This is a genomic window from Spirosoma litoris (genome assembly GCF_054776755.1).
In genome coordinates this window covers 20,793-41,221 of the sequence record NZ_BAAHBI010000003.1, presented here as the reverse complement: position 1 = coordinate 41,221, position 20,429 = coordinate 20,793, and the positions used below count along the sequence as shown (strand labels likewise).

Here is a 20,429-nt window from a genome sequence, read left to right as displayed (position 1 = left end):
TATTAAACTAGATGACAGTCCAGGAAAGGCCATAACCTCCTGAACAATTTGCTTACCTTTAGTTCGAAAAGTATACCCCCTTACCATGCAAAAAGTACTGTCCTTATTTTTTATTTCGGTCGCTCTGATTTTGCGTTCTGCCAGCGCACAGGTTGCCGAATCCAAAGCCACTTTCTCCAATCCATTACCTGTTGAGTTCGGCGATCCTTACATTTTGCATACAGGAAATATGTATTACATGTATGGCACGGGTGGGGGAGCGAATAAGGGCTTCATGGCTTACTCGTCGAAAGATATGGTGAACTGGAAAGCGGAAGGGCAAGTCTATTTTCATGACAATGCCAACGGCTGGAGCGATCCGAAAGCCAACTGGGGTGGGGCTTACTGGGCGCCTGAAGTATATGAGGTGAAAGGTAAATTTTACCTGTTTTACAGTGCCCAGTGGAAGGTGAACCCGACGCAGGAAGCGGAAAATTTTCGGATTGGCGTGGCCGTTGCCGACAAACCCACCGGACCGTTTGTTGACCTGACTAATAAGCCTGTTTTTGATCCCGGCTATCCGATTATTGACGCCAATGTGTTTTTCGATACCAACGGGAAAACCTATCTGTATTTTTCGCGTTGCTGTTACAAGCATCCGGTCAAAAGCGACGTTGCTGATTTAGCCAAGGCGAAAGGTTGGTTCAACGAGATCGAAGAAAGCTGGGTGTACAGCGTTGAACTTAAACCCGATTTTTCGGGCGTTATTGGCGAGCCTGTTTTAGTACTGCGCCCTCCCGTTAGTCTCAGTGATAAGCAGGCCGAATGGGAAAGTCGGTCGGTTACCTCACGGGAGGTAAATCGGCGCTGGACAGAAGGTTCGGTAACGTTTAAAAAAGACAATATCTATTACATTATGTACTCGGCCAATCATTTTGGTGGCCAGTATTACGCCATTGGTTATGCCACTGCCAGTTCGCCGTTGGGCCCATTCAAAAAAGCGGCTAACAACCCAATTTTGCAGAAAAATACGGATAAGGGCGGCACTGTAACAGGCACGGGACATAATAGCATTGCGTATTCGCCAGATGGCAAGGAGATGTTTTGCGTCTATCACGCACGAACCGCCAAAACCGGCGACGAACGGGTTGTTTGCCTCGACCGAATGCAGGTCAAAAATGGCACCATAACGATTCTCGGCCCAACCACAACCCCGCAAAAACTCCCTTCAGGCGTAAAAACAACCGTTGCTACTAATTGATAAACGAAAGCAGCTCCTCTGATCGTTTAGAAGGCTGTAATCCTCACTAATCGGTTCATACATGGCAAATCGGCCTGAAGGGTGGCTTGGTAAATTGGGCAATCTGCTGGTTCCAACCAGCCAAACCCCAACCAACTCGGTAAATACGGTAACCAACAAACGTATCCTGGAAGAGCTTGTAGCTTCTTTCGAAGATTCGATACACCGGGAATCGGTCGGGAAAAGTATGCTGTTCAACGCGCACTTTCTGATTATTCTGCATCCTGATACCTATGAAGATCGTCAGAATGCGTTTCCCGTTATCGTGAGTGAAGCGGTAAATGCCTTTAAAGCGATTATTGAGTCGCAAAAAGGGCAGTATGCTTATGTCGCGCCTGTCGCGTCGAGCTGGTTTTTTAAGTTTGGAGGTGGGCGAGAGTTTGGAGGGCAGGAAGTAACTCCGTCCGATGTCATCGTGGTAGGCGCACTGACCGGAATTCTACCGGGCAATGGGCAGGCTCAGTCGTCGGAACGGGTGAACGTAACGCGTCGGGTGAAACAGACCAATCGCTACGAAAAAGTAGATGTCGGTCTGACTATGTTTCAGCATATCGATTTCCGCGAACCAGGTGCCTTTGTAGTGAAATTCAATTTCGATGCATCGGTATCCACCCCGAAAAGCGCTACTGGTTCGCCAGGTGCTACCCAGCATGCCGCACAACTGCCTCGAAGCCTGAGTGCTGGCCTGGCTCAGATCGACTATTACATTGCCGAACTGAACAAAGAGCAAACATACCTCATGCGGGATCGGGAAATTGTGGTAGCTCGTAAAGAACCCGACAATCAGCATTTCCCGAATTATCTGTTGGTCGAATCGGTGTATGTCTCGAATCCACATGCCCGAATTCGGTTCAACGATGCAACAGATTCCTTTCAGATAGCCTCCTTTAGTCGAAACGAAACGCGAGTCAACGAGCAGTTGATTTCGCGTAGCGAACCCGCTAATCCCCAGTGGCATACCTTGCCGGATAATGCCCAGATTCTGCTCAACAGCATGGTTACGTTACACTTTAAACGCAACGCCTAAGCTATGATCGACGCCTTGCTGGTTACGCTGTTACTCATATTTGTTCTGGGGATAGCGGCAAAACATTTTCAGGACTTACCTCGATAATATAGAAGTACGGCTATTTTTCCGACAGGATGTACAGGATTTACATGATTTAAGTACAAAAGAAAAATCCTGTTTCATCCTGTAAATCCTGTCGGAAATAAATACGTTACTGAATGAATTCAATCCAAATTGCCGGTCAGACAGATGTTGGCCAGCGCCGAAATGATAACCAGGACACGTTTGTGTGCTCCATGATCTGGGGCGACACTAGTGCGTTGCTGGTGGTTATCGATGGCGTTGGTGGTTACGCTGGTGGCGACCGGGCGGCAGCGGTTGCCAAAGAGTCGATTGAACAATACATGGCAACGCCCAATGGGAAACCCCTGTCCATGCTTCGCGAAGCGGTGGTATTTGCCAATAATCGGATCAACGATCAACGGCAGCAGGACCTTCGATTGGCGCAGATGTGTTGCGTGTTGACGGCTGTTGTCGCCGATGACCGTTCGGGAAAACTATCGTTCGTGCATGTAGGCGATACCCGGTTGTATCGCTATCGGCAGGGTGTCCTTGAAAAGCTTACCCGCGATCATTCGATGGTTGGAATTCGGGAAGATGCGAACGAGCTTACCGAAGCCGAGGCCATGAAACATCCACGACGCAACGAAATCCTACGGGAAGTTGGCTCGGCGGAACACCGGGTCGATGATCCCGATTTTCTGGAGTCGGGAGAAACGGATTTCCTGCCGGGCGATCAATTGCTGTTGTGCAGCGATGGGCTGACCGATATGATTACGCAGGCACAGATTAAGGCTGTCCTGGATCGCTCGTTTCCTATTCAGCAACAGACCGCAGAGCTGATCCGCATCGCGAATGAACAGGGTGGAAATGACAATATTACGGTTGTGCTGGCCCGAAATACAAGAACGTCGACGGCTGAGAACCAAATCCCGAAAACCGTCGATACGTCAGTCCCGAAGCTGCCATCTTCGCCTGTTGCGGCAACAAGCACCGATCCATCACCGATAAAACAAAAACCTCAAAAACGGAGTCTGACAGGACTTTTAAGTGTCTTAGGGCTGCTTGTGGGGGGATTAATCGCCGGAATCGTTTGGTATCAATTTCAACCAGCTCAACAACCCGATGCTACAACGACCGATAGTGTGTCAGCCATTAGTACGGAGCCGGGAGCTGCGTCGATCGTGACAGGAACCATGTCGCGGTTTGATTCATTATTGCAAGCTGCGCATCGGAGCAAAGACCATCGACTGATTTTACCTGCCGATACCTTTCGGCTGGATACCCCTCTCTTGCTGACCGATTCGCTGCTCAGCGTTGTGGGAGATAAGAAATTGACCGTATTCATGCCCGCCGATACGTTGCGAGCGCAACTGGCGTTACGTATAACGCGAGTGGGGCCTGTTCGGCTGGAAAACGTCGTTATCGCTGGGTTTAAGACCGGGATTGAAACGACACCCAAAACGAAGTTACAGCTTGTGAATGTCTCTTTTCGACAAGTGGATTTACCCGTTAACGCACTGATTCGGCAGGATGCATTCCGTAATGCCGTTATCGAGTTTTCTGTACAAAATCAACCTGATTCATCTAAAACGGTACGTCACTAATGGCTACGATTCGATTTGATACGCGATTTCCGGGCTATGAAGTGCTGAGTGAACTAGGTCGCTCAAATGCCCGGATTCTGAAGGCGCGTCACCTGGCCACGGGCGATCTGGTGGCGATTAAGCACTTTGCCCTGAATACCGATGCCGAAACACTTCGTCGGTTTCAGCGTGAGTCGGCCATTATGACCAGCATTGCTCACCCCAATATTGTTAAGGTACGGGAGGTTCAGCTCGAAGCCGAATTACCCTACATCGTCATGGAACTGATTGAAGGGGGCAATTTGAAACAACTCATTGCTGGTCAGGATTGCGTGGATGTACCAACCGTTATTCGGCTGGGTTTGCAGATGGCCAGCGCGTTTAAAGCGATTCACCCACAAGGGATTGTTCACCGGGATATAAAACCCGAAAATATTCTGTATCGGCCATTACCCAGCGGAGAGCTACATTTTCTCCTGACGGATTTTGGCGTGGCTCGCCTGCACGAGCAGTCGAATACCCTGACAGGCCAGTCGTTGATGACCTACGAGTATGCATCGCCAGAGCAATTTAACGATCCTAAAAGCGTGGGACCCGCAACGGATTATTACTCGCTGGGTGTGGTTTTGTACCAATGCCTTCATGGGTGTGTGCCCTTTGCCCTGGACGATCATTCGGGAATTGTAACCTTTATGAATCGTGTATTGGCCGAAGCACCACCCGCGCTAACCATCACCGACGATCAATCGTTGAATCCATTCCGGGAGTTATTGCAAGGTTTATTGCAGAAAAAAGCCAGTGACCGCCTAAGCGATCCCGACGAATTAATGTGGCTCCTGAAACAAGCTGAGCTCAATTATTTGCAGGCTGGTCGAGCTATGACGACTCCCACTGTACATGCTAAGTCGCCACAAGTTGCCCCGCTTATTCAGGAACCTGAACAAAACAAGTCGACTGCTCTACCGGCCGATTCTGAAGAACGCTTGCCCGTTCCAGAACGCCAGCTACCTAAACACAAAAGAGGCTGGTTAAAACTGGAGACGTTGGCATTGGCGGCTTTGCTCGTAGGATTTGCGCTCTATTATGTTCTGGTTGGCTCCAAATCGGGCAATAAGGCTTTGGCCATAGATCCCGTTGAAAATTCAGTTACGAGTGGGGACTCAACTGCACCTGTTGATCTGGCGGAGGAAGCGGCAACCCAGCAACGAGCAGCCGAAGAAGCGGCTCGTCAGGAACAGCTTCGACAGGAAGCGCTGGCTGCTGTCAAGAGCCTACGGGTGAAGACTACGGATTTTCGGGTTGGCTTATTCGGGGGAATCAAGAATATTCAACTTCAGCTGACGAACCCAAGTACCGTCACCTTTTCGTCGGTTACGGTTCGGGTGAATTATTACAAAGAGAGTGGTGGGTTGTATAAATCGGAAAACGTGTCGTTCAGTTCGGTCGGTCCGAATGCCTCGTTACTTCAAAATGCCCCCAACAGCGATCGGGGAGTTCGATTGAGCTGCAAAATTGTGGGTCATCAGTTTGCTCCGCCTTTGGATTCGCTTACCAATACAATGACGTCAGACTCGACAATAGAACGCTGATTTTTAGGATCGGTATGATTTAGTAGGCCCTTAAAATCATAATTAACCATATGAATCTTAAAAATCAGCGTTCCTTTTATACTCGTTAAATTAATTGACCGATGCCAACTGTAAGCGTCAATACGCATTTTCCGGGTTACGAAATTATCGGTGAACTGGGCCGCTCCAATGCCCGTGTGCTGAAGGCGCGTCATCTGGCTACGGGCGAGCTGGTGGCGATTAAACACTTCGCGCTCAACACCGATGCCGAAACACTTCGTCGGTTCCGGCTCGAATCGCAGCTAATGACTGACATTCGGCACCCAAATGTTGTGCGTATTCGGGAGGTGCAGCTCGACATGCCCATGCCGTTTATTGTCATGGACTGGATTGAGGGTGGCAATTTACGAACGCTTCTTACCGAGCGGGAATATCTGGATGTGCCAGTATGTATTCGACTGGGTCAGCAAATGGCCGAGGCCTTTAAGGCCATTCACGCTCGTGGAATTATCCATCGCGACATCAAGCCGGAAAATATTTTGTTCCGGGTACTACCCAGCGAAGAAATCCATTTCCTCTTAACGGACTTTGGGGTTGCCCGCCTGCGCGAACAGACGCAAACAATGACAGGGCAGTCGTTGATGACCTATGAATATGCCTCGCCCGAACAATTTGATAATCCCAGGGGTGTTGATGTTGCCACAGATTATTATTCATTGGGAATCGTACTGTACGAGTGCCTGTCGGGGCGGGTGCCTTTTTCAATGACAGACAGTTCGGGAATGGCTACGTTTATGAACCAGGTTCTGCGTACATCTCCGCCCGAATTACAACTTCCTTCGGGGCAATACCTGCCACCCAGCCTGAATACACTGCTGGACTGGATGCTAGTCAAAAATCCCGCCGAACGACTCAGTGACGTAAACGAACTGGTGCTACTGCTTGGTCAGGCAAACGTTGAGCAGTTGCAGGCAAGCCGGTCTGGTGATCGCCGGGTGCCGGTTTCTGCTCGAACCGTAGCCGCACCTGTGGTTGCCCCACAAACACCCCGACCAGTCCCATCTCAGCCAATCTATGAGGAAGAACCTGCCAATAGCTTAACGAAGTGGAACATTGGCTTAGCCAGTTTGCTGGTGGCTTTATTAATTGGTCTGGCCGTTATTTACACAAATCGCCAGAAGAATAAGGCTAGCTCTACGATAACGTCGGACTCAACACAGATGATAACGGATTCATCGACTGCCACCGAAGTTGCTGCCGATACGACATCTACCTGGTCAGATCATTCCAGTGGATCGTCAGATGATTCCGACGAAATAGAGGATCATTCCGAAACCACAACAGAACCTGCGCCACCCATACCGATGCCTGATTCGTCGGGTGTGGTGGAGGATACAACGAGGATTCCTTAAGGGAGGCTTTCCCCTCACCCCCGGCCCCTCTCTCAAAACGGGCGAGGGGGGTAGCCAGCCCCTTATTTTCACCCCTCTCCTGTTTTGGGAGAGGGGCCGGGGGTGAGGGAAATTTAACGATCATCAACACGATTACATGAAAGAAGCCACCGTTCCGTCTGGACGTTTGTATTTAATAGGTGCATCGGTTATGCTGCTGGCTCTGTTTGCCCGGCTGTATATGAACCTGTTTCCCGGGCTTAGCAAAGCTAAGGAAGCCTTTGCCAGTGGACAGGCCTTACTGCTTGACGAAAAGCTCAAATCGACATCAGTTCAGCGATTACTTAACAGCGGCAACTATTACAGTGATCCGAAAGACATAGCGTTCGTTGCCGATTCGTTAGCTGCCAAACTTCGCCAAAACGGTTCGCTCGACAATCTGGGAGCCATCAATAAGCGGCAGTTTTCTGTACTAGCTCCTGTAGCGTGGCGGAGCCGGATTGGTGGGGTTGATTTTCAGAGTCGATTGCAGGCTTCTCGTCAGCAAATGGGGTTCGATTCGGTGCTTTATGTCCGCGAACGGAATAACCCCAAAACATACCCAACTGCCGTTAATCTAGGTGCAGAATCGGAGTCAATTTCGGGAGAAGTATTGCGCGATGAGCAACCAATGTCGAACGTGTTGGTGCAATTAAAGCGCCATCCTGCCACTGCTCAGCCCGATACGCTTCCTGACCGAGTGGCGTATGCTCGTACCGATGCCGATGGTAAATTCAGCTTTACGGGGTTAACAGAAGGGGCTGGGTATAGTGTTGTGCCGCTTAAACCGGGCTTCGAGTTTGGGAGCCGCCGGGGAGTAAGTCGGCTGATGAGCCATCAGGATTATACCTTTTCGGCTCGGCCGCATCATCTACGTCTAATTGGTTCAGTTGTTTACGGACAGCTTAAAACCGATCATGCCTTTACGGTGCGGACACCAAACGCGTATACTGCGCAATTCTGGTCTATTGTTATTCTCTTTATTCTGGCCTTCTGGCTCGTAGAGGGTTTCTGGTCAATTCGGCGTTTCCAGTCAGATCCATTGCTACTGCCCATACTCATGCTCCTCACGGGCATATCGGTATTAACACTTTTAGCCATTCAAGACCCGTTGCAGGATATTCTCTACGCCTGGCAAACGCTACAAGGGATTGCTGTTGGGTTGATCGGCATGACAATTCTATCGCAACTGGACATCGGTCGTTTTTACGCGGACTGGCGTTATGACTGGCTAGTTACCTTCCGAAACCGAACGTCCGTTAAGCTATCTGGCTGGACCTGGCTGGTGCTCGCCGTTGGATTGGCCGTGCTGACATTATTGATTGGTTCGGGGCCGGAGGGTAGTGGCGTACGGGTTAACCTGTCGATACTAGGGCTTACGATACAACCGAGCGAGATTACCAAATACCTGCTGGTTCTGTTCTTTGCCGGTTTCTTTGCCGCCAATGAACAACAGATTCGCCAGCTGCCCGATTTACGCTGGCGATTCACTGTAAGCTTTGGGGCGTTGGCCGGAGCTGGACTGCTCATGCTACTCTATTTATTGCTGGGCGATATGGGCCCCGCGCTGGTTGTCTGTTTTACGTTCCTACTGTTTTATAGCATCGCTCGGGGCAATTTACTGCTGACGCTGGCAACAGGGCTGGGGTATGGGATTGCGCTCTGGCTGCTTCCCGGCGGAATTGCTACCATCCTTTCGTTAGCGATCTTGATCGGCTATATGTACTGGCGGGGCGAAGCTCGCTCAACGACAGGACTAGGCTGGGCCGCTTTATTAACCGAAGCACCGGTATTGCTCTTACTAGTAATGGCGATGTTTGCCTTTGGCGATCAATTACCATTCGTTGGCGACCGTCTGGCTGGCCGAAAAGCTATGTGGCTCAGTCCCTGGAATAACGATGTATACGGGGGCGATCACCTGGCACATAGCTTCTGGACATTGGCATCGGGTGGCTGGACAGGGCAGGGACTCGGCAAGGGGTTTGCCAGCGCTATGCCAGCCGCTCATACCGATATGATTCTGCCCAGCGTAGGGGAGGAGTTGGGTGGATTAGGCGTCATTGCTGTATTTCTGCTGATGGGCATTCTATTGCATCGGACATTCCTGCACGCTCGTCGGGCCGGTCAACCATTCAGTTTTTTTCTGGTTGCCGGAATCGCTATTGCCACAGGCGTTCAACTCCTGATTATTGCTGGTGGATCGATTGGCTTATTGCCACTTACAGGCATTAGCGTGCCGTTTCTGAGTTATGGGAAAATCTCGCTGATCATTAACTTGGTGGCGATGGGCGTTGTGTTCAGTGTAGCCAATAGGCCGGGACAGGCAGAACAACGGGAGTATCTGGAGAAGCATTACGATCTGGTGCTAATGTCGGGTATTGCCGGTTTCCTGATTGGGGTGTTAATTCTGATTGGTCGCCTGTTGCCAATTATTAGCTGGAAAGGAAACGACTATATTGTGCGGCCAGCGCGGGTCGTCACGCGAAACGGTGATCCTGTTTATAGCTACAATCCTCGAATTGAGCGTTTGACTCGTGTACTGGCATCCGGCACGATCTACGACAGAAACGGTCTGGTATTGGCAACGAGTTCGCCGGAACTTGTTCGGCAGCAATTTTCCAGGTTACGGCAAAGTGGTCTGAAATCCGACCAGATCGAAACGCTCACGCAAAAGCGACTGCAACGCTATTACCCGTTTGGTGAACAGCTGTTTTTCTGGGTTGGTGATTTGAATACGCAGCTTTTCTGGGGACAAAGTAATGGCTATTATGCCGAGGCCACCCATTTCAGTGAGTTACGTGGTTTTAACAGTCGCCCTCGCAAAACGAACCTTGTGGCTACTGAGTATCGCGCGGATCGCTTCAGCCCGTCGGTTCAGCAGGAGCGTACGCTTTCGGTTTACGATTACAGTGAACTGGCCCCAGCCTTACGAGCCGGAATTGATAGTCGCGAAGTGGCTCGTCGCAAGGCTCAAAACCGAGATGTACATTTGAGTGTACATGCTGAGTTGCAAGTAGCTATCCAACAGGGTCTTGCGCAATCGGCGTACAATAACAAGCGCCTTTCGGTAGTGGTGCTGGATGCTAGTTCGGGCGATGTTTTGGCATCGGCAATGTATCCGTTGCCCAATCTGAAAACGCCGGAAACGATGCTGCTGTCGGATCGTGATCGATTGAAATTGCCATATCTGGTGACCGAACGCGATCTGGGCATGACGTACCCAACGGCACCCGGTTCGACCGCTAAAATCCTGACAGCGATGGCCGCATTTAATAAATTAGGATCATCGGCATCGACCGTTGCTTATCCGATTTCCTGTCAGGAGATTATCCGACGAGGTACGCGGGAGTCGGAACCTTGTGGCGAATCGGTGGATATGCGAAAAGCCATTGTGCGCTCTAGCAACGTGTATTTTATCCGAACGGCGAACGATAATTCGTTAGATAATGAGATGGCGGACCTCTATCTGGCTACGGGTATGAACGTCGATCTGATTGGCGGTTATTCCTTTTCGGATACGCATACCGATGCGGAACGCGTTCAGATTCGGAAGCATTGGCGCGACTCATCCTTTGTAGTACGTCGGAAATTGTACCAGAGTACTCAGTACCCAAGGCGTTATCGTTCTGAATTTTCGGGCTTAGCGTGGGGGCAGGGGCAACTGACCGCAACGCCCGCATCAATGGCCAGAATGGCAGGTGCCATTGCCAATAAAGGCATCCTGCAACCATCACGCTATCTGTTGGAACAGGCCGGAAAGGCGAAACCGATCGCTACCGGCAAGCCAATAGCCCGTCGACCCGATTATGCGGAGCAATTGCAGGAGTTTATGATTGAACAATCGAATCCTTCAGAGGGGCGGAACAAAATTAGCGTTTCCCGAGTGGCGGGCAAAACGGGTACACCTGAACGCATCGTGCGGGGTGTTCAGATCAATGACGGTTGGTATGTATTTTTTGCCCCTACACCCGACGGACGTTCACATACGGTGGTGGCTGTACGAATTGAGTTGGGTAACTCATCGGCCGACGCCGTTAATCTGGCGAATACCGTTGTGGCTCCAATCTTAAAACAGCGAGGCTATTTGGGTAGCTTTTAATGGGATGTATATCACGCTTAACTATCAATCAACCATGAGTTTGATCGAAAAAGTAAAAAACTTATTTGGCTTTACACCTTCGGAACAACGCCCTCCTGTTGCACCTATCACCGATTTGCCACAAACTCATGAATCTGTTCCCGTTGTTCCAACGTCTGTTCCGGCAGGGCCTCCGCCAGCTGCCCAGCAACGGGAGCGGATCATTCACTTTATAGTCGGTAAACTTCGGGCTTATCAGAACGAACCGGAAACGGCTCCAATTGGGCTTCGATTGGGTATTTTAATGGCAAGCTCTGAAGAGGAGGAGCTGTACCGAGTGGCTTTGTGGGAAAATCAACCTGGTAAGTTTCAGCGTGAACTGAATCGGCAACTAGCTGACAACTACATTACACTGCCTCCCAACTGGCAGTTTAACTATTCATTTTTCTCGGATGAACTACCTGATAGTACTTATCTGGAAGGGAATCTGGGGCTGACTGTACTGGATAAATCAAAGCCGAATAACGCATCACTTCGAGCTAGTATCAGTGCATTAGTAGGTCAAACGGAACAGGCAAGCTATCTACTCGATCCTACTCAAAAGACCGTTTACTGCATTGGTCGTGGGCATACGACTCAAACAACGTCGGGCCGGGTTCGGACGAACGATATTGTGATTCTCAATGAAGATGATCCGGGCTTCGACCCTCAGAAAGGGGCTGGAAATGGTGCCGTTAGTCGGTCGCACGCAACCATCCGGTATGAGGCAGCGCAGCAACGGTATGTTCTTCTGGTGGATGCCGGGGGGCTTCCGGCCAATGGCAATAAAACGAAGATCATGCACCCCGATGAGCAGGTTGAACGTGCCGATATTGCGAATCTGGTATATCCGCTTCAGGATGGCGATCAGATTGAGTTGGGCGGAGAGGTCATGCTTTTATTTAAACTGGCCTGAAGCAACTAGTCTTAGTAATCCCGGAAATGAGGTAGTGGTAGATGGCATTCTGGTTGTTTGTGCGAACTTTGCGCCCGTGCCATCCGCCACTCAACTACTATGATTCGCATCTTTCAGCAAGACGAAACCGCTGTTCGCAAAATTCGTGATATTGACTCGTTTTCCGATACCGAACGAACGCTCTGGGTAGATCTGCAAAATCCGACAGCCGCCGAAATCAAGAGCGTTGAAGAAAAATTCGATGTCGATTTTCTGAGTCAGCAGGAGCAGTTGGAGATTGAAAGTAGTTCGCGCTACATTGAAGAGGACGAATTCATGATTGCAAACTCCAATTTCCTGGTGCCCGATAAGGAGCAACGTTACGTTACGGTGCCGGTAAGCTTTATCCTCAAAGATGATACGCTGTTCACCTATCGAAATGCCGATATCAAGTCATTTGCCGATACGGTCAAGCGGATCAAGTCGCGTCGGGCATTGTTTAGTGATGGAGCACAGATATTGATCTCTATTTTCGAATCTCGGATTGATTATGATGCCGATTTGATTGAGTTAGTGTCGAGTGAAATTAAAGCGATCAATCGAATACTCGATCTGGATGCGAATCTGGATAAAGAAATGCTGCTGAATATTAACGATTATCAGGAGTTGACTATGTCAATTCGAGAGAATGTGGTTGATAAACAGCGAGTTATTTCGTCGATGATTCGTTCCGATGGCTGGTTTAATGAACTCGAGCAGCAACGACTCCGAACCCTAATCAAAGATATTAACTCCTTAATCGATCATACTAATTTCATTTTTGAGCGACTGGAGTTCCTTCAAAATACCTACCTCGGTTTGATTGACCTGGAGCAGAACCGGGTTGTTAAAATATTCACGGTTGTTTCGCTGGTGTTTCTGCCGCCTACCTTGCTGGCTAGTATCTGGGGTATGAACTTCGATGAAATGCCAGAAGTGCACTGGAAATATGGTTATGTTTTTGCCCTGGCCATGATGGTACTTTCATCGGCGTTAACGGTCTGGATTTTCCGGCGTAAAAACTGGCTATAGAGCCTTAGTGAGCCTAAAAATATACTGCAGAAAGGTAACTCTCAGGGGGTTACTTTTCTATTTATCTGCGTCTTAGTTCAAACTAAATTCCGATCTATATACCTTATGGAACAGGCGCAGACAAAAGTTGAACTTTTTTACAGCCAGCTGGTAACCTTTGTTACCGTTTATGGCGGACGCGTATTGCTGGCTATCTTAACCCTTATTGTGGGTCTTTGGGTAATTGGCTGGATCATTCGATTGCTGTCGTCTTCGATGGCAAAGCGGCACGTTGATCGCGATGTGCAACCGTTCCTGATCTCGTTGGTAAATGGCTTGTTACGGGTACTACTCTTATTAAGTATTGCCAGTACGCTTGGCGTACAAACCACGTCCTTTGTTGCGATTATCGGGGCTGCCGGTTTGGCCGTTGGACTAGCCCTTCAGGGAAGTTTAGCCAACTTTGCTGGTGGCGTATTAATTCTGATTTTTAAGCCATTCCGTGTAGGTGATCTGGTTACGGCACAGGGTTTTACTGGTAATGTGGAAGCCATCCGTATTTTCGACACAACGCTGGTGACCTTGGATAACAAAACGATTATCCTACCTAACGGCCCCTTATCGACATCGTCCATTGTGAACATCAGCACGAAAGGTGTTATTCGAGTCGATCAGGTATATGGAGTTGGCAGTCAGAATGATATCGATGCGACCAAAGCGTCAATTATGCGTGTGGTAGAAGCCTGTCCGTATGCGCTTAAAGACCGAGAACATGATGTGCTGATCGCCAAATTGAATCCGAATTCGCGCGAGTATGACGTGCGTGTCTGGACCAAGAGCGACACCTATTGGGAAACCTATTACTATATGCTCGAAAATATTGCCCGCCAGTTTGGTAAAGATGGTATTGAAGCTCCCAAGCCAAAAATGTTTATTACCAACGAAGATTAGTGGTTAGATAAAGTAGATTCTATTGATTCTCTGGATTCCAGTTATTACACAATAGAGTCCAGAGAATCAATAGAATCTACAGAAACTAAACCTTACTGATACCTGCCCGATTGATTCATTCAGTCGGGCATTTTTTTAGAGAATTTAATAAGCGTTTTTTTTCGACGGTTGTTAAACGTTTGGATGGCTAGGCTATCTAACGATTGTGAGTGTCAGATAATGCTGACAAGTAAAACAGCAACGCGCCATGAATATCATGAAACCAATAAGATATATCGCCCTGATTGCGCTGGTAATGAGCAGCTTTGTTTATTCTGGCAAAGTGGCTGCTCAACCGGGCGTTAGTGTACCAATCGAGTCGTTTTATAATGAACTGGCTCCTTATGGGCAATGGATACAGTACCCTGGCTACGGCAACGTATGGTTACCTAATGCGGGTCCTGATTTTCAACCTTATGCTAGTGCCGGACACTGGGTTGTTACAGAATATGGGAATACCTGGGTGTCTGATTATGCCTGGGGTTGGGCACCGTTTCATTATGGACGTTGGATTTTTGATCAAGCCTATGGTGGATGGCTCTGGATTCCAGGCTCTGACTGGGGGCCAGCCTGGGTGTCTTGGCGTTCGGGTGGAGGATATTACGGCTGGGCTCCGTTAGCACCTGGCTGGGATATCAACGTGAACATTAACATTCCGGCTCCGTACTGGATCTTCGTTCCTCAGATTTATATCACGAGTCCCAACTTATATAGCTACTACGTGCCACGACCTCAGATCGTGAACATCTATCAACGCACAGTGATTTTCAATAATATCTATCGGTCGAACAACCGGGCTTATGTGTACGGACCACCACGTGGTGATATAGAGCGGATTACCCGTCGAAATGTTCCAGTTTATCGTATCGATCAGATGGATCGGCCAGGGCGTTCGGTTGTAGGTAATGGCTCTGTAGGATTCTATCGCCCTGGTGGTGGGTTTGATAATCGTCGGGATTATGGCCGTAACGACCGATTCGATAACTCAGGTCGACCTGGCTATAACGGAAATTTCCCTTCGAACCGAGGCTATTATGGCGGCCCTGGCAACGCACCGAATCGGGATTTTAACAACGGAAATAATACCCCAAACCGCGATTACAATGGTAATGGTGCTCCCAACCGAGGCTATAATGGCAATGGTAGCAATGGTGCTACTAACCGGGATTTTAACAGCAATGCTACGCCAAATCGGCCAAATGATGGAGGTGCCACTATGCCGAATAGAGGTAATTATGGTGGGAATGCGCCAGCCGATCGAAGCAGTAGTTACGGTAACACACCTGCACCTGCCAGCCCTCAGAGCCAACCCAATCGATTTGAATCAAATCGAGGTGCTTACTCGCCGGGAGGTTTCCAGCCAGGAGGTAATTCACAAGGGAATATGCAACAACCTAATCGTTCATTCGAACGTGTTGAGCGCCAGCCTCAGATGAGTCCGCAAGGGATGCCCGGTGGCCGAAGTGGTGGAGATTTCCAGCGGAGCGCAGAGGGTGGCCGTGGTGGCATGCAGCCCCAGAGCCAGCCACAACCTTCGGGTGGTGGATTTAATGGAGGAGAACATCGTGGCCGTGGTCCACGTTAATAACTAGTCAAGCAAACAAAAGCCACGTATCGAATTCGATACGTGGCTTTTGTTTTTAGAGAGCTAAGCGTAGGATGCTGCGTTAGCTCGGTTTCGGTTTCTGGTGGAATATGAAACGACGCCCTATTGCAAATCCTTTGGGAAGATCATACAGGCAATGATCGATTGGGGTAAGGAGCACCGGAAGATGATTAAAGACGAGTAAGTAGTAGCGCAAGGGATTAAACGGTACTTTTGCCGCAGATGCGTTATTTTATTGAGTTATCGTACCGGGGAACGGCTTATCATGGCTGGCAGACGCAGGCAAATGGAATAAGCGTGCAGACAACTCTCGAAGCCGCACTAACGCAGCGGTTCGGCAAACCCATGTATGTTGTTGCCAGTGGCCGTACGGATGCCGGTGTGCATGCCCGTCAGCAGTTTGCCCATTTTGAGTTGGTAGAGCCATTTTTATTTACCGATTCATTTATTTATTCGCTCAATTGTATCCTGCCTGAAGACATTGTCATTCACCGGATTTTTCCAGTTCGGGAGAAAGACCATGCGCGATTTTCGGCTACGTTTCGCTATTATCAATACCTGATTAGTCGTCAGAAAAGTGCTTTTGAGGGCGGCTTAACCTACCATTTTCGACCGACACTTGACGAAACCCTGATGAATGAGGCTTGCGAAATACTCTTGCAACATACTAATTTTCAGAGTTTCAGCAAGGCTCGGGCAAACGTCACGCATTTCAATTGCCGACTCGATTTTGCCTACTGGGAACGCATAAATGACGATTCGCTGACGTTTCATATTCGAGCAGATCGGTTCTTATGGGGTATGGTCCGCACTATTGTTGGTACGATGATTGAAATAGGACAGAAGCGAATGAGTCTTGACCAGTTTGAGCAGATTATTCTGTCAAGGGATCGAAACAGGGCAGGGCGAGCGGCACCGGCTAATGGGCTATTCCTGGTTGAAGTCGGCTACCCAGAGGAGGTGTTGTTGGCGCGGAGCATAGGGCAGGGAACAGGGTTTATCTAATCAATTCTTCCTGCCCCGTGCCCCCTGCTCCGCGCTCTGTGCTCGTTTCCCCTTAAATTTTCTTAAATTGAGCCGCTTAGCGGTTGAATCCGTTATTTTTGTCTCATAACACGAACCCCTGAATGGCTCGTACAAAGAAGAAAGTAGGTATGTACCCCAGCGGCATGATTTTGTTCAGTCTGACGCTGGCCTTGTTTTTAATTGGTTTTTGTGGGTTGCTGGCAATTCAGTCGAAGAAGTTAGTCACCTACATCCGCGAGAACTACGAAATCCGGGCGTTTTTAGATAAAGACCTCAGCGAGAAAAAAACGGAAACGTTGTATAAAACCATCGCCGAACGACCTTATGTACTAGTAGCTAACGGTAAACCACAGGTTAATCTGGTTACGAAAGACGAAGCCGCCAAAGAGTTTATTGCAGAAACAAAAGAGGATTTTTCGAAGTTTTTAGGTGAGAACCCACTGCATGATAGCTACCGAATTAAACTCAATGAGGGGTATTTTGAGGAGGCTAAACTACAGGAGGTTAAACAGGATTTAGAGCAGATCGATGGTGTGTTTGAAGTTGTTTATCAGGAGAATCTGGTAGATAATATCAATCGGAACATCACCAAGATTTACGCAATCATGTCGGCCTTTGCGGTCATTCTGCTGATCATTATTGTGGTGTTGATGAATAATACTATTCGGTTGGCGCTTCATTCGCAGCGGATGCTCATTAGAAGTATGCAATTGGTTGGCGCAACAAATGCATTTATTACCCGACCGTTTTTGGGGCGTGGTATTTGGCAGGGGTTTCTGGCGGGCATTATTGCCGTTGGCTTGCTACTTGCAGGCTTGCAGCTTGCCATCCATAACCTGCCTGAATTATCGACGTTTCAGGACCCAGAAAAGATAATTTTTCTGATGGTAGGTATTGTTGGACTAGGCGTACTAATTGGTTTTGTGAGTACATTTCAGGCCGTTCATCGGTACCTGGGTCTGACACTAGATGAGCTTTATTGATTAATGTATAATGTAAAATGAAGAATGCATAATGAAATAAAATGCGGTGATGAAATGGTGTAGCCAATCCATTTTTCATTTTGCATTGTTCATTATACATTGATAACAAAAAAGACTATGGCAAAAGATAAACAGGCTGGACCAGCAACGCTAACACGTGACGAACCAGTGAAAAAAGCAGCGGCTGCATCGACTGTGGCGCCTAAACCTACGCCAACTCGGTCGGTAATCAGCGACCCATCCCGGTCAGCGGCTTCCCTGCCATTTGGTCGGCAGAACTACACGCTGATGTTAGCGGGGATTGCCATTATTCTGGCCGGGTTCTTTATTATGAGCCTCGACAAAGAAGAGTTTGGTTTTGGCTTTTTAGGCCTTACGCTTGGCCCCATTGTGGTCATGGGCGGTTTTGTACTCGAATTTTTTGCCATTCTGGCCCGGCCAAAGGCATAAAAGCAGTTATAAAGTTGTTAGGTTGTAGTGGTTATAACGTTTTTGAAAGGCAATTTTACAGCTTTATAACCGCTACAACTTTATAACTCTGTAAATGGAGCTTATTCACGCAATTGCGTTGGCCATAATTGAAGGGCTAACGGAGTTTTTGCCAGTGTCCTCAACTGGCCACATGATCATCTACTCTTCTTTGGCTGGCATTGCCGGTAACGAATTCACCAAACTTTACACGGTCGATATTCAGTTCGGTTGTATTCTGTCGGTTCTGGTGCTCTATCATCGGCGTTTTCTGACCGATCCCCGTACCGAAAAATTTGTTGTACCCAGCTACTTAAAATCATTCCCTCCGCGCTGGCAGCCGATGCTGGATTTCTATAGCAAAATCCTGATTGCGTTCCTGCCTGCTGCTGTCATTGGCTTTCTACTGAACGATTTCATCGATTCGCTACTCGAAAATGTAGTGGTTGTGGCTGTTACACTGCTACTGGGCGGAATTGTTTTGGTATTTATTGATCGAATTGTAAATGTGCAGCCTAAAGATGGTGATGTGAGTGTGCCCGACGCGCTTAAAATTGGCTTCTTTCAGTGTATCGCCATGATTCCAGGGGTTTCACGGTCGGCAGCAACGATTATTGGGGGCATGTTCCAGGGATTAACCCGGACACAGGCCGCTGAGTTTTCGTTTTTTCTGGCTGTACCAACTATGGCTGCGGCATCGGGGTATAAGCTGCTCAAAACATACAAACTTCTTCAACCAGAAGATTATCAGATGCTGCTCATTGGTAATGCAATTGCCTTTGTTGTGGGGCTGTTGGCAATTCGTGGTTTTGTTGGCTTTCTGACCCGTTATGGCTTTAAAGTATTTGGTTACTACCGCATTGCACTTGGCTTATTGCTGCTCGGCTTAGTAGCGGCTGGTGTGAAGTTGGATGTAATATAGTTGTTTCAAGTTCAATGTTTCAGGTTCTCGAACAAGAATTTGTACAATCAAGATAAGGTTTACACGGGTAGACTGACTGTAATAATTGATAAATGGCAACAATCCGCTGTTTTGAAGACTTGAACTGCTGGCAGAAAGCGAGAACTCTTGATAATAATATTTATCAATTAACCCTCAAGCATTCTATTGCTCGTGATTTTCGATTGATTGACCAATGGCGTGGGGCTAGCGGATCAATCATGGATAATATTGCAGAAGGCTTTGAGCGCGATGGAAATAAAGAATTTATCAATTTTTTAAGTATTGCCAAAGGGTCCGCGGGAGAGGTTCGTTCTCAAACTTATCGCGCTTTGGACAGAAACTACATTTCTCAGGAAGAATTTAACGGTATATATGCCCAGTGCATTGAAATCAGCAACCTACTTCAGCGATTTATGGCCTATCTAAGGCAATCAGATATGAAAGGTAATAAATTTAAAGTAGGTGAACCTGAGGCTGATTATTATACCAATCACCAGGAATAAATTAGGTTCAATATTTCAAGTTCCTAATGCTATATCAACTGATGATAATCAAATTTGGAGCTTGAAACATTGAACCTGAAACATATAACTTGGAACAACAAACCCCCGATCCCGGCCAGATTATTCTGATTGATAAGCCACTTACCTGGACATCGTTCGATGTGGCGAATAAGTTAAAATTTGCCTGTAAGTTTAAGAAAATCGGTCATGCCGGTACGCTCGATCCGTTGGCAACGGGTTTGATTATACTTTGCACGGGCAAGATGACGAAACAGATCGACAAGTATCAGGCGCAGGAAAAAGAATATACCGGAACGCTTGTTCTGGGTAAAACTACGCCTTCCGTCGATTTGGAAACTACCTTCGACGCCGAGTTCGATACGGCTGGCATAACCCCTGAACAAATACAGGAAGCAGCTCAAAAACTAACGGGCGATATACTACAAGTGCCCCCTATTTATTCTGCTATTCGGGTTAATGGAGAGCGTTTGTACGAGAAAGCTCGCCGGGGCGAAACCGCTGATCAAGTTGAGGGGGGTATTAAGGCGCGTCAGGTAACGGTTTCGGTATTTGAGGTCAATACGGAACGTTTCCCCGAAGTAGATTTTCACATCGTGTGTTCTAAAGGGACCTATATTCGCAGTCTGGTACGTGATTTGGGCCTGTTCCTTAACAATGGAGCCTATATGAGCAAGCTACGGCGGACACGCATCGGCGATTTCCGGGTTGAGGATGCACATACCATTGAGAAATTCATCGAAATGCACCGGGCGATTTAACTTTGTCAGGAATAACCAACTAGTGCTTTGACAAACTAGATTCTAGGGGATTCTATAGATTCTCGGGGCCGCCCGCGCGGTTGGTCCTATTGTGCTGACAGTCAAAGACGATAGAATCCAAAGAATCGATAGAAACT

Annotated in this window: 16 protein-coding genes; all 16 read left to right on the top strand. The window is 48.3% G+C overall.

The annotated features are described in order from the left end of the window. Window positions 1–85: 85 nt before the first annotated feature. The 16 genes from ACYVGR_RS02105 (at window position 86) to truB (ending at window position 20,292) form a co-directional block, all read left to right on the top strand. Entirely contained in the window at window positions 86–1,240 is a 1,155-nt protein-coding gene (locus tag ACYVGR_RS02105) for a glycoside hydrolase family 43 protein (protein WP_460953558.1), read from the top strand. A gap of 61 nt (window positions 1,241–1,301) precedes the next feature. Further along, window positions 1,302–2,306: an FHA domain-containing protein gene (locus ACYVGR_RS02100; RefSeq protein ID WP_460953556.1), complete on the top strand. Its 1,005-nt coding sequence runs from the start codon at window positions 1,302–1,304 to the stop codon at window positions 2,304–2,306. A 200-nt stretch (window positions 2,307–2,506) separates the two neighbouring features. Next, window positions 2,507–3,955 (top strand): PP2C family protein-serine/threonine phosphatase, encoded by a 1,449-nt coding sequence (locus tag ACYVGR_RS02095; RefSeq protein WP_460953555.1) that lies wholly within the window; start codon window positions 2,507–2,509, stop codon window positions 3,953–3,955. Continuing rightward, window positions 3,955–5,523, top strand: a complete 1,569-nt coding sequence (locus ACYVGR_RS02090; RefSeq protein ID WP_460953553.1) for a serine/threonine protein kinase — start codon at window positions 3,955–3,957, stop codon at window positions 5,521–5,523. The genes ACYVGR_RS02095 and ACYVGR_RS02090 overlap by 1 nt, the downstream gene beginning before the upstream one ends. Before the next feature lie 101 nt (window positions 5,524–5,624). Further along, window positions 5,625–6,914 (top strand): serine/threonine-protein kinase, encoded by a 1,290-nt coding sequence (locus ACYVGR_RS02085; RefSeq protein WP_460953551.1) that lies wholly within the window; start codon window positions 5,625–5,627, stop codon window positions 6,912–6,914. 136 nt (window positions 6,915–7,050) lie between these two features. After that, a complete protein-coding gene (locus ACYVGR_RS02080; protein WP_460953549.1) occupies window positions 7,051–11,031 on the top strand; it encodes an FtsW/RodA/SpoVE family cell cycle protein in 3,981 nt (1,326 codons plus the stop codon). 34 nt (window positions 11,032–11,065) lie between these two features. Next, complete coding sequence (locus ACYVGR_RS02075; RefSeq protein ID WP_460953548.1) at window positions 11,066–11,965, top strand: FHA domain-containing protein; 900 nt, start codon at window positions 11,066–11,068, stop codon at window positions 11,963–11,965. Window positions 11,966–12,064: 99 nt separating this feature from the next. After that, window positions 12,065–13,015: a magnesium/cobalt transporter CorA gene (corA, locus tag ACYVGR_RS02070; RefSeq protein ID WP_460953547.1), complete on the top strand. Its 951-nt coding sequence runs from the start codon at window positions 12,065–12,067 to the stop codon at window positions 13,013–13,015. Window positions 13,016–13,120: 105 nt separating this feature from the next. After that, window positions 13,121–13,945, top strand: coding sequence for a mechanosensitive ion channel family protein (locus tag ACYVGR_RS02065; protein WP_460953545.1), 825 nt, complete (start codon window positions 13,121–13,123; stop codon window positions 13,943–13,945). Between the two features lie 256 nt (window positions 13,946–14,201). Continuing rightward, a complete protein-coding gene (locus ACYVGR_RS02060; protein WP_460953544.1) occupies window positions 14,202–15,569 on the top strand; it encodes a DUF6600 domain-containing protein in 1,368 nt (455 codons plus the stop codon). Between the two features lie 243 nt (window positions 15,570–15,812). Next, window positions 15,813–16,595, top strand: a complete 783-nt coding sequence (truA, locus tag ACYVGR_RS02055) for a tRNA pseudouridine(38-40) synthase TruA (RefSeq protein WP_460953542.1) — start codon at window positions 15,813–15,815, stop codon at window positions 16,593–16,595. Window positions 16,596–16,717: 122 nt separating this feature from the next. After that, the gene (locus ACYVGR_RS02050; protein ID WP_460953540.1) at window positions 16,718–17,599 is read left to right on the top strand and encodes a cell division protein FtsX; all 882 of its coding nucleotides are present in this window, start codon (window positions 16,718–16,720) and stop codon (window positions 17,597–17,599) included. 117 nt (window positions 17,600–17,716) lie between these two features. After that, the gene (locus ACYVGR_RS02045) at window positions 17,717–18,049 is read left to right on the top strand and encodes a DUF3098 domain-containing protein (protein ID WP_182461454.1); all 333 of its coding nucleotides are present in this window, start codon (window positions 17,717–17,719) and stop codon (window positions 18,047–18,049) included. Between the two features lie 94 nt (window positions 18,050–18,143). Further along, on the top strand, window positions 18,144–18,989 hold the full coding sequence (locus tag ACYVGR_RS02040; RefSeq protein ID WP_460953538.1) for an undecaprenyl-diphosphate phosphatase: 846 nt from the start codon (window positions 18,144–18,146) through the stop codon (window positions 18,987–18,989). A gap of 92 nt (window positions 18,990–19,081) precedes the next feature. Next, window positions 19,082–19,513: a four helix bundle protein gene (locus ACYVGR_RS02035; RefSeq protein ID WP_460953537.1), complete on the top strand. Its 432-nt coding sequence runs from the start codon at window positions 19,082–19,084 to the stop codon at window positions 19,511–19,513. A gap of 89 nt (window positions 19,514–19,602) precedes the next feature. After that, window positions 19,603–20,292, top strand: coding sequence for a tRNA pseudouridine(55) synthase TruB (gene truB / locus ACYVGR_RS02030; RefSeq protein ID WP_460953535.1), 690 nt, complete (start codon window positions 19,603–19,605; stop codon window positions 20,290–20,292). Window positions 20,293–20,429 lie beyond the last annotated feature (137 nt).

Excerpts from the sequence above, each read along its gene's own strand:
- ACYVGR_RS02095 (WP_460953555.1), top strand. The coding sequence starts at position 2,507 with ATGAATTCAATCCAAATTGCCGGTCAGACAGATGTTGGCCAGCGCCGA.
- ACYVGR_RS02035 (WP_460953537.1), top strand. The coding sequence starts at position 19,082 with ATGGCAACAATCCGCTGTTTTGAAGACTTGAACTGCTGGCAGAAAGCG.
- ACYVGR_RS02085 (WP_460953551.1), top strand. The coding sequence starts at position 5,625 with ATGCCAACTGTAAGCGTCAATACGCATTTTCCGGGTTACGAAATTATC.
- ACYVGR_RS02065 (WP_460953545.1), top strand. The coding sequence starts at position 13,121 with ATGGAACAGGCGCAGACAAAAGTTGAACTTTTTTACAGCCAGCTGGTA.
- ACYVGR_RS02105 (WP_460953558.1), top strand. The coding sequence starts at position 86 with ATGCAAAAAGTACTGTCCTTATTTTTTATTTCGGTCGCTCTGATTTTG.
- ACYVGR_RS02100 (WP_460953556.1), top strand. The coding sequence starts at position 1,302 with ATGGCAAATCGGCCTGAAGGGTGGCTTGGTAAATTGGGCAATCTGCTG.
- ACYVGR_RS02060 (WP_460953544.1), top strand. The coding sequence starts at position 14,202 with ATGAAACCAATAAGATATATCGCCCTGATTGCGCTGGTAATGAGCAGC.
- truA (WP_460953542.1), top strand. The coding sequence starts at position 15,813 with ATGCGTTATTTTATTGAGTTATCGTACCGGGGAACGGCTTATCATGGC.
- ACYVGR_RS02050 (WP_460953540.1), top strand. The coding sequence starts at position 16,718 with ATGGCTCGTACAAAGAAGAAAGTAGGTATGTACCCCAGCGGCATGATT.
- ACYVGR_RS02075 (WP_460953548.1), top strand. The coding sequence starts at position 11,066 with ATGAGTTTGATCGAAAAAGTAAAAAACTTATTTGGCTTTACACCTTCG.
- ACYVGR_RS02080 (WP_460953549.1), top strand. The coding sequence starts at position 7,051 with ATGAAAGAAGCCACCGTTCCGTCTGGACGTTTGTATTTAATAGGTGCA.
- corA (WP_460953547.1), top strand. The coding sequence starts at position 12,065 with ATGATTCGCATCTTTCAGCAAGACGAAACCGCTGTTCGCAAAATTCGT.
- ACYVGR_RS02040 (WP_460953538.1), top strand. The coding sequence starts at position 18,144 with ATGGAGCTTATTCACGCAATTGCGTTGGCCATAATTGAAGGGCTAACG.
- ACYVGR_RS02045 (WP_182461454.1), top strand. The coding sequence starts at position 17,717 with ATGGCAAAAGATAAACAGGCTGGACCAGCAACGCTAACACGTGACGAA.
- ACYVGR_RS02090 (WP_460953553.1), top strand. The coding sequence starts at position 3,955 with ATGGCTACGATTCGATTTGATACGCGATTTCCGGGCTATGAAGTGCTG.